Here is a 9,001-nt window from a genome sequence, read left to right as displayed (position 1 = left end):
GCAGCCTGTTGTGCCGTTTTGATGTGTTTTTTTGTTTGTGGAATAGGTTCTTTCTTTGTGCCTCGCTCCGACTTCTCCCCGTCCCCCTTGTACGAGCTTTCGCCGTACCGCAGGGGAGGGTGTTCGTCGATTGCTCGGCAGTCGAAAGAATAGCAAGAGGAAACCGGGCTTTACCCTGTTTTTCCTCTTGCCCTACGGGGTTACGGCTGAATATCAGCCGTTTAAGTTTTTTAACCGCAATTAGTTTGAAATTGTGGTTAAAATCATACCTTTGGAAATCAGAGATTTAATAATATAAACAGCAATTAAAACCGCAATTGTATGGATAAGGAAACCACCACTTCTGTCACCATTGACCGAAAAACGTTTGCCCGGCTTGATAGGCTGGCAAAGTCCAATAATGTATCAAAGAAAGAGTTCCTTTCCTGTGCGCTGGAGTACTTCGAGAAGTACGGCATCAACCCGGTTGAGCATGAGAGTCCGGCAAAGGAAATGCAGAAACTTATCAAACGCTGTGATCAGGTGATAGCGTTCATCCGGAAGCAGGAGCAGGATTTCTTGCGTCCGGCTTGTGAAGCCATGGGCAGTACAAGTATGAGGGTGACCATGAGCATGGACTCGATACTTACGGAAAAAAAGTTCAGCCAATACCAAAAAGACAATGACCTATTCATGCGTGACCTTGCAAGCCTTGCCGGGATAAGGGAGCAGGCTTTGGACCGGGCGGAAAAGGCAGTCGGTCAGTCGAGGGATATGCTTCTGAAGAACCAACAAGCCATTTATGCAAGGCTGGACGCTGTGACGCAAAGGCAGGAGAAGATCTTCTCCTATATCGCAAGCTATATCGATGCGAAAGGAAAAGCCGGGCTTTTCGATGATATAAAAGCCTTGTACAAGAACGAGAAGAACAAAAGGGAAAAGATATGAACGTAAAGATACAGGGAAGCGGTAACGGCACATATGCCAATACAGGCAGTTGTGTTGCGGTGACGAACTATCTCCAGCATGAGGATTTGGAGAGGATGAAGAAAGGGGAGGAGGTGCAGCCGTTCTTCAACCAGTTCCGGGACTACGTGAGCGCAAGGGAGGTCACATTCAAGATAGACAACAACAAGGCTAAGTTAAGCCGGACTGACGCAAAGTTCTATGTTATCACTGTCAGCCCTTCAGAGAAGGAGCTGCGCTGCATGGGCAGAACTCCGCAGGAGTGTGCGGAAGCCTTACGGCGGTACATACGGCAGGATGTGATGAGAAACTATGCGGAGGGCTTCGGAAAAGGCTTGAAAAGCGATGATGTGGAATATTATGCAAAGATCCATTTCAACCGGGACGGTGAAAGTGACAGCGATATGCACGCACATATCATCGTCAGCCGGAAAGACCGGAGCAACACCAGGAAGTTAAGCCCTAAAACGAACCACACCGGGAAGAAGAACTGCGGCAACGTGAAGGGAGGTTTTGACCGGACGGATTTTTTCCGGAAGTGTGAAAGCTCTTTTGATCGGCGCATGGGGTTTGACCGGGAGCCGGAGGAAAGCTTCGACTATCTTAATGCCGTCAAGAACGGAAGTCCGGCGGAAATAGCCCGGCAGGTGGAACGTGCGGAACGCATCAGAAAGGAGAAATGGGACAAACTCAAAGCAGAGCTTCAATCCCGGCAGGAGCCGGAGAAGTCGAAAAATCAACAGGTGGAGAAAACGCCGGACATCGAGCAGCCTATTCCCAAAAAGAAGCAGCAGGAGGAAGATCTGGAACTCCTGAAGAAGCCAAAAAGGAGCAGAGGTTTCGGAATGGGCATGTGATTTTTCTATTTTCCGGCACAAAGGTAACTCCGCACGCCGCATTTGTAAAGGGACGTTTCACTCTCCGGGTAAAAAATCTCCTGTGCTCGCTTCGCTCGTGCGGTATTTTTTACCCTTCGCCCTTGACAAATACACTGTGCTTCGCTGGAAGGTGTTTAGGAAAAAAGAAAAAAATGTTGTTCTTTGGTGAGTGTCCGTTTTGTCATTTTGTTACCGGGATTTGTCCGCATGGTGGAGGAACTGCCCCGATCAGTTAGGCACGTAATATCGTTTTGTAATAGTCGGTGGTCTGTTTTATGGTATACGCTCCGATATCGCTTTCTTTTTGCTTTTTATATGTGCAAAGGTCAAAAGCCCCCAGCGAAAACCCCGCCGGAGGCTTGTTATAATCTGTTTCTTATCTGTTATTTATCACCTGTATCTAGGAATAAAGAACAGAAGCCTTGTTTATGGAACTGATAGAACATTTCAATATGTTCGGGTGTGTCATTACAATACTTCGGTAATTTTTTAGTGAAGTATTGACATAACTGTTATATGATGATTAAATTATCTCAATATTTTACGCGGATTGGTCCGGCAACAGAGTTGAATAAAAGGTCGCCGTTAGCAAGATACTGAATGATGGCGTAGGCACCATTGGCTCGGTTGTTCTTGCCCAATATGCTGCGGTGACGTGTGGCACCACTCTTCCAGTCAAGTCCTGTAACTTCCCAGCCCGAAGCATCGTTCCAGCCACATACAAATACCATCTCTGACTTGATACTTACGGCAGGAATCATACTTACAGAACTTACATCGCTGCGCGTCCACTTACTCTCCCACTTTTTCTCCTTTGTATTCCAACGTACACACTCGGCACCTTGAGGGCCTTTGACAATAGGACCAATAGCGATTACACCAATAATCTTGTCGTTTATTTCCTGATTGGTAACATTAATATTGTTTACAACAAAGGCGTCATAGCCGCCTACTACAACAGACTGCTCAGACTGTATCCACTCTGTTGATGTTCCAAGACCACATGTAACCTCGTGCACTCCGGCTATACGCTTGTCGTATCCTGCCACTTGCTGTGCGTCTGAGGGGATTTCGTCACGCCAGAAAGCTACCAGTTTCATACGCTTAGAGCCATCGGTAATAACTACCAGCTTGTCCTTGTCTTGGCCAAAGCCCATAAGTGTAGGCGTTGAACCAGTGCCATGTCCGAGTTTGATACATGGTGCTTGCGGACCACCGTCGTAATAGGCTTGCCATGCACCATCAGCCTGGGAGGTGGAGATTTTGCCGTCCTTGCAGATGAGTTTCTGCATAAGGCCTTTTCCGCCTGGTGTGCGGCTGTTACTTGCTACGTAAACACCGCCATTCTCGTCGATGCAGATAGAGTTGGTGAGAATCTGGTCTGATGGAAGAGGGTATGAATCTTCGATTGTAGTAAGAGCACGATTCAGCACAAGAAGTCCGTTCTGAGCAGCCACAACAAGGTGTCCGTCATAGGTCATAGTAGCGCCTACGAGTGTAAAAGAGCCGAAGGTAAAATTCGTAAGTCTTATCTGATGATCCAACATGATACCATCCTTGGGATTATTAGGATTGGCAAGGCGATAGCGTGCCATTACCTGACCTGCATTGGTGTAAGCATAGTTATCCTTGTCGCACAAGACATAATTACCGTTGGCCATAGACATTTGTGGCACCGGACCCAATATATCGGTAACCGTCTTGGAAAGTTCGTCGTAAGTAGCATGATCGGCAATTATACGTGTCAGTTGCTCCTGGGTCTTCATTGTAATCCCTGGCAAGCCAGCCTCGGCAACCCTTTCAAGTTTGCCGTCGCTTATGTCAAGATACGACACGCGGTCGCTACTCATACCCCACATATAATTGGGCGAAGTCGAAGCAAGAGTCATCAAATTAACAGGACCGCTCCATGTCATCTGACACTTGGAAAGATCGATATTGAAAGTTCCATCCTTGACAGCAGACGAGAAAGCATCAGTCTGAGCCGAATTGAAGTGCGTAATACTATACTCTTCCTGTGCAAGCCAAGGGTTAGGTTTGGGTTTTGCAACTTGTGCCAAAGGCACTTCGGTAGTGCTGTCGCCATCGCCATCGCCACCAGCATCAGGAGAAATAGAATCTTCGGAACACGAAGCTAAAGACATAGCCCCTATGACACACACCATTAAATAAAGATAGGTTTTTTGCATAGTGAATTGTTTTTGAGAATTTATATTTGAATAGTTTGAATTTCCTCATGCAAAGATACAGGAGCATCAACCATCAAAAACCTCAAAGACATCACTTGTGTGTCACTCTTATAGAAAGGATACGTCACAGTAAGAAAGGTTACACTTTGCCTTATTATGTAACCTTCGTACAAAAGTTACACCTTACATTCAGTAGCAAACGCACACATAACCAGTATATTACCGTTGACGGCGCCACTCGGCGGGAGTCAAGCCCGTCCTTTCCTTGAACAGACGCTGAAAATACACACGCGACGAGAAACCGCACTCCATAGAAACAACCTCGTTACTATATTCGGGGTGTGCAGCCATGAGTGCCTTTGCCTCCTCCACGCGAATACCCGAAAGCCATGTACGGAAATTCTTACCATATATGGAAGTCAGATACGAAGCAACGTCGGTACGATTAACCATTATGCGACGAGCAAACGAGGATAATGTCAAGTTGCTATCTCTAAAACCGCCCTCGCTTCGCCATTTGCTTACCGCCATATCTATTTCGGCAATACGCTCAGGCCCAATCTCCCTAAAGACTTTAGCAGCGGCTATCTCGTCGTTAGTCTCGGTAACAATCTCAGTTACTCCCTCGGACATACTAAATCCAAGCGCCGTAAAACTAACAATAAACAGCGAAAGCGAAATCAATCCCAAAGGTCCAAAGACAAAGAGCAGCGGCCGCGACAATATATAAAGAGGCGAAATTACAGCAAAAGCACACACCACAAAAAAACCAAAGCGCATAGTGCGCAGGTAGGCATCTGCAGGATTACCATGTTCACTGTCGAGCCGACGTTGAACATTACCAAGTTCCCTCAGCGGTGCCCATGTATAATACAATAGAGTAAAGAAATGAATAGCATCAGCAACATATAGCATAGGACCAATATGCAGACTGCCATTTGAAATAACACCTGCGACTATGCACAATACCATAAGAGCATATCCAACAACGCCATAGCGCATAAAACTCCAACGTCTATGCCCAGCGCGCAGAATATTAAGCTGCGACCATGACAACAAAATAGCCGAAGGCGAATAAAACAGCAGATTAAACAGAACACCCACATCGTTCCCCTGTTGTCGCCAACCCAACCGCATCTGACACATGTAGTGTACAACAAACAATAGTAATGCCACAACAATCATCCAACGCGACTGCTCAAACTGTCTGTTACGGCAAGTTACATAGTAGCGCGACACAAACACAAAAAATGCAAGCATGGCCATCACAATCATGCAAGTATATTGAAGAGCAATAAGGTCTAAGCAAGTATCCAAGATTGTATGTATATTAAATAATTTAACGTGAGTTCGACGAAATATAAGTGCCTGAAAAATGGTGATTAGCGAAAAATTGTTGTAATCTTAGAGTGTTAAATATCAAAAGTTTACAGACAATAATTGCTATGATTACCGAGGACAAAGTTACTGAGATTTTCTGTATTACGGATGACTTCTGCAAAGTTTTTGATGTTGTTTCTCGGTCAATACCACACTTAGCCATGAATGAAGCTGCATTACAAATCGCACCTATAACCTTTTCTTGTTCAATAGCACTTTTAATAATTGGCATAACCTTTTCTGCAACAGGTGTATTCCAACCAAAACCGCCAATTAATACCAATGCTACATAATCATCAGGCATTGTGTCAAACGAATAATCGGGTAATGTGCGGAATCCACCAATCGAACTTATTGGTTCTAAGGTGGGTGCGACAACCTTATTGACATATTTTGGATTTTTTTTCATGGCAAAATCATCAGCTGTAATAGCCTGTGAAAAGTACACAGCTTCATGTGCTGCATAATCCGGCAAAAGGATAAATAAATAAAATTTCTTTATTCATGATTTTTTTATTTATAAATGTTCTTTTATAACTCTATATTTACTTTTATCTTCCCTATGGTTTTTTGTTCATCACGTATCCGGCATAGTTCCCGGTATGCCTTTTCTTTGTACTCCAGCAAAGCGGAGTTTTCGGAGCGCAGCCGGGCAATCTCCCTTTCTTGTTCTTCGCTTTTGGCTTCTGCCTTTGCTTTTTCTTCGGCAGCATGGGCGATCAGTTCCGGCGCTGGGAGTTGCTTGGCGGTCTGTTCCCGGACAGCTTGGAGAAGCAGGTGCACCGCTTCCGTCCCCTCGTTGTGTCGTTCCATGATCTTTGCGGATTGTTCCAGCCGCCCGGCAACCTTTTCTAATGGGGAGAGGTCAAAAGCTTCACCCCGGAGGTCGAACCCGGTTCTTTGGAAATAATCAACGGACAACTCGACAAATTCTTTGCGAGTTATACCCGTACCGTTTAAATACTCGTCTAATTTTTTGGCGTACTCTTGGCTTATCGCTATGGTGGTAAGCGGTGTTTTCCTCTTTTGCTTGCTTTCCTGTCCTTTCTCCATTGCTGTAAAATGCTATATTCTGTTGCAAAGGTAGTTATAAGTATTATTATAGCAATTTATCACAGATATTATTGCAATTTATTGCGATTATAGCAAAATAAATCACCTTGCTATTAGCTGGAAGTCATGGTAAACACCCCCCCCTCTTCCGCAGGCTTCCGGACATGGTTCGGTGAATATCACTGTTACGAATATTGCCCCGGCGAACTTCTCTATCTCTGTAACTATTGCCCGTAAATCTCTGCCATAGCCGTTTATTTCGGCTGGTACGATAACTTTATCACCTGTTTTCATACTTGTATGTTTTTTATTCTATACCAAAATCTTCCATTAAGCAAACCCGGATGATAGCCCCTATCTGTTTGGCTGGCTTGTCTATATATTGCTCAAACTTCTTTTGTATCTTTTGCGCCACCTGTACGGCTATTTCCGGGTGTAACTGTACGGCGTTCACTACACGCTTAACATATCCTTTGTCACTTTTAGAGAACCTCGAAATAGTGGTTGTTATGTAGATGATCGCCTGTTTTGCGCTTTCGTATTCCAATAGCTTTTGTTGTTCGGTTTGCCTTGTGTAAACGTAGAATTTGTATTCGGTAACTTCCTTGCCTTTGTAGCTCTTTGGCTCGAACTCGAAGTATAAATCGCATTGTCCGGCATTGTACAACTCCCGGAGTTCCTTTTGCGGATCGTCAAGTACACGCCTTTTGAAATCGCATCCCCGTTTGTATTTCTTTTCCAACATGAACATTTCCCGAAGCTTTTCGACTGTGTAGAAAAAGAACCCGGCGTTTCGGTATTGGCAGCACAGTTCGTAAAACCTTTGCGAGAATGTGCTTTTGAGTGCGATTGCTACCGTCATGGAGTAACTCGTGAAGTTTTGGGCGAGTTCCACGTAATAGGGTAGTACCTCTTTGGAAACTTGCACCTCAAAATACGATTTATTTTTGATATGCTTGACGTAATTGACAAAACCGATACTTAGCCACATTTTTTCGTTGTTAATCTCTATATCGCGATTTCTAAGCCGTTTTAGCGCATCGTAGATGTTTTGCATCTTGGTATTGTCACCGCATTTCTTTAGTTCTTCCTCGTGTATGGTGATAATCAGATCATCGAATAAGTCCCGTCTGCCGTTCTCGTTCTCGATGTATTGCGCCCGGATATTTCGTATAATGGAGTATAGGGCACGTTTTTCGATAAGGTCGAACTTGTAGCGTGCGGTAGTCAGCGCATTGTCTTGCGACAGGACTATATCCCTCTGTTTCTTGTCTTTCTTCTCCATGACTTTAATGCTTTTCGCAAAGGAAATATTTATCTACGACAAAAACAAATATATGGCGTAGAATATTTGTCGTAGATAACCGTTTTTTTCGGAAATTTGTCGTAGATGCTCGGAAATTTGTCGTAGATGCTCGGAAATTTGTCGTAGATGACCTTTGTAAGATATTACAGCACAATGTGTTATGCTATGCCGTAAAAGTAACTAAAAAGAAACTAAAAATTACCGTAAAGCAATGGAGTGTTTCTTTTTTGGTTTATAGAGGTCGCTTCGCTCCACTTTTCAGCGTGTTTTTTGATACGACGAATTTCCGGAGAATGGGAGAGAGTGGAAACAAGTAAAGCCAAGTGCAACGGATTAGGAAGATTTTTGGCGTGTTAAATTTTGTATAAATATGACTTTTAATGTATAAAACAAGAAGTTTCCGGGAGCGAAAACGCATCCCGGATTTAATGTAACTTTTTGTTGTATAGTTAGTTACCATAACGCAACTTTACCCATGCTTCCGATTTCAAGTTTAGCACTTATCCCCATAGCCTTAAAAACTCTTGCAATGGTGGAAAAGGTTAAATTCTTACCGTTTTCAATTCGGGAGATTTGAGCCCGTTGCACTCCTATCAGATTACCTAATTCCTCTTGGGTTAAGTTCTTTGATTGGCGAGCTTGTTTAATGGCTTCACCTATCAAAAAAGAGTTAAGTTCTTCTTCGTAGGCATCACGTTTGGGAGTACCTTTTTCTCCGATGTATTTATCCTCGATTTCTTCGAGTGTATAAAATTTCTTTGCTTCCATACGCTTTATCTTTTTGAATTAAAATAATCTTTTCTAATCTCTTCGGCTTTGGCTATTTCTTTGGGAGGTGTCTTTTGGGTTTTCTTGATAAACCCATGTGTTGCGATTACCAGAGTGTTTATCTTATCGTCCTTATCCCAAAAAGCAAGAAGCCTGTACTTGGTTTTGTTATAGAACGTTCTGAATTCCCAAATATCCGTATCATCCAATTTCTTGAATAAATCTGGATCAAGTACAAAGGTGGATTTACGAATATTGCTAATGATCTTCTCACGTACCTTGTTGGGCAATCCGTCTAAAAACTCTTGGGCTTCGTTGGATAATTTGACCTTGAATCTTGATTTTGCTTCCATATAAAGTTTTTTAGTGTTGCAAAGATAATATTTTGTTTCCATATAGCGAAACAAAATATTGATATTTTATGCAGCCTGTTGTGCCGTTTTGATGTGTTTTTTTGTTTGTGGAATAGGTTCTTTCTTTGT

General features: G+C 43.5%; 10 protein-coding genes and 1 pseudogene. 3 read left to right on the top strand and 8 right to left on the bottom strand.

Annotated elements, in window-relative coordinates; all coding sequences use genetic code 11:
* Window positions 1–321: 321 nt before the first annotated feature.
* On the top strand, window positions 322–927 hold the full coding sequence (btgA, locus tag DWY55_RS21345; RefSeq protein WP_008669301.1) for a mobilization protein BtgA: 606 nt from the start codon (window positions 322–324) through the stop codon (window positions 925–927).
* Window positions 924–1,802: a mobilization protein BtgB gene (gene btgB, locus DWY55_RS21340; protein ID WP_008669303.1), complete on the top strand. Its 879-nt coding sequence runs from the start codon at window positions 924–926 to the stop codon at window positions 1,800–1,802. Before btgA ends, btgB begins: the two co-directional genes overlap by 4 nt.
* A 554-nt stretch (window positions 1,803–2,356) precedes the next feature.
* On the opposite strand, the gene DWY55_RS21335 is transcribed toward btgB, so the two are convergent.
* The 6 genes from DWY55_RS21335 to DWY55_RS21310 all read right to left on the bottom strand — a co-directional run bounded on the left by DWY55_RS21335 (window position 2,357) and on the right by DWY55_RS21310 (window position 7,730).
* Complete coding sequence (locus DWY55_RS21335) at window positions 2,357–4,012, bottom strand: hypothetical protein (protein WP_008669305.1); 1,656 nt, start codon at window positions 4,010–4,012, stop codon at window positions 2,357–2,359.
* A gap of 219 nt (window positions 4,013–4,231) precedes the next feature.
* Window positions 4,232–5,287: a helix-turn-helix domain-containing protein gene (locus tag DWY55_RS21330; protein ID WP_215424929.1), complete on the bottom strand. Its 1,056-nt coding sequence runs from the start codon at window positions 5,285–5,287 to the stop codon at window positions 4,232–4,234.
* A 64-nt stretch (window positions 5,288–5,351) separates the two neighbouring features.
* Window positions 5,352–5,894 (bottom strand): DJ-1/PfpI family protein, encoded by a 543-nt coding sequence (locus tag DWY55_RS21325; RefSeq protein ID WP_080974082.1) that lies wholly within the window; start codon window positions 5,892–5,894, stop codon window positions 5,352–5,354.
* Window positions 5,895–5,923: 29 nt separating this feature from the next.
* A complete protein-coding gene (locus DWY55_RS21320) occupies window positions 5,924–6,445 on the bottom strand; it encodes a hypothetical protein (RefSeq protein ID WP_008669313.1) in 522 nt (173 codons plus the stop codon).
* Window positions 6,446–6,547: 102 nt separating this feature from the next.
* Window positions 6,548–6,739 (bottom strand): hypothetical protein, encoded by a 192-nt coding sequence (locus DWY55_RS21315; protein ID WP_021409502.1) that lies wholly within the window; start codon window positions 6,737–6,739, stop codon window positions 6,548–6,550.
* A 13-nt stretch (window positions 6,740–6,752) separates the two neighbouring features.
* Window positions 6,753–7,730 (bottom strand): replication initiation protein, encoded by a 978-nt coding sequence (locus DWY55_RS21310; RefSeq protein ID WP_008669318.1) that lies wholly within the window; start codon window positions 7,728–7,730, stop codon window positions 6,753–6,755.
* 91 nt (window positions 7,731–7,821) lie between these two features.
* On the opposite strand from DWY55_RS21310, the pseudogene DWY55_RS22645 reads away from it, so the two are divergent.
* Window positions 7,822–7,881: pseudogene (locus DWY55_RS22645) on the top strand (four-helix bundle copper-binding protein); the annotation flags it as partial.
* A gap of 323 nt (window positions 7,882–8,204) precedes the next feature.
* Here DWY55_RS22645 and DWY55_RS21295 read toward each other — a convergent pair.
* Together DWY55_RS21295 and DWY55_RS21290 are read right to left on the bottom strand one after the other, a co-directional pair.
* A complete protein-coding gene (locus DWY55_RS21295) occupies window positions 8,205–8,519 on the bottom strand; it encodes a helix-turn-helix domain-containing protein (protein WP_007851388.1) in 315 nt (104 codons plus the stop codon).
* Between the two features lie 5 nt (window positions 8,520–8,524).
* Window positions 8,525–8,872, bottom strand: a complete 348-nt coding sequence (locus DWY55_RS21290; RefSeq protein WP_008669299.1) for a type II toxin-antitoxin system RelE/ParE family toxin — start codon at window positions 8,870–8,872, stop codon at window positions 8,525–8,527.
* Window positions 8,873–9,001: the final 129 nt, after the last annotated feature.

The sequence above is a fragment of the Bacteroides sp. AF25-38AC genome, assembly GCF_003602995.1.
Taxonomy (GTDB): Bacteria; Bacteroidota; Bacteroidia; order Bacteroidales; family Bacteroidaceae; genus Bacteroides; species Bacteroides uniformis.
This window is presented reverse-complemented; position numbering and strand designations above follow the sequence as displayed.

Excerpts from the sequence above, each read along its gene's own strand:
- btgA (WP_008669301.1), top strand. The coding sequence starts at position 322 with ATGGATAAGGAAACCACCACTTCTGTCACCATTGACCGAAAAACGTTT.
- btgB (WP_008669303.1), top strand. The coding sequence starts at position 924 with ATGAACGTAAAGATACAGGGAAGCGGTAACGGCACATATGCCAATACA.
- DWY55_RS21335 (WP_008669305.1), bottom strand. The coding sequence starts at position 4,012 with ATGCAAAAAACCTATCTTTATTTAATGGTGTGTGTCATAGGGGCTATG.
- DWY55_RS21330 (WP_215424929.1), bottom strand. The coding sequence starts at position 5,287 with ATGATTGTGATGGCCATGCTTGCATTTTTTGTGTTTGTGTCGCGCTAC.
- DWY55_RS21320 (WP_008669313.1), bottom strand. The coding sequence starts at position 6,445 with ATGGAGAAAGGACAGGAAAGCAAGCAAAAGAGGAAAACACCGCTTACC.
- DWY55_RS21315 (WP_021409502.1), bottom strand. The coding sequence starts at position 6,739 with ATGAAAACAGGTGATAAAGTTATCGTACCAGCCGAAATAAACGGCTAT.
- DWY55_RS21310 (WP_008669318.1), bottom strand. The coding sequence starts at position 7,730 with ATGGAGAAGAAAGACAAGAAACAGAGGGATATAGTCCTGTCGCAAGAC.
- DWY55_RS21295 (WP_007851388.1), bottom strand. The coding sequence starts at position 8,519 with ATGGAAGCAAAGAAATTTTATACACTCGAAGAAATCGAGGATAAATAC.
- DWY55_RS21290 (WP_008669299.1), bottom strand. The coding sequence starts at position 8,872 with ATGGAAGCAAAATCAAGATTCAAGGTCAAATTATCCAACGAAGCCCAA.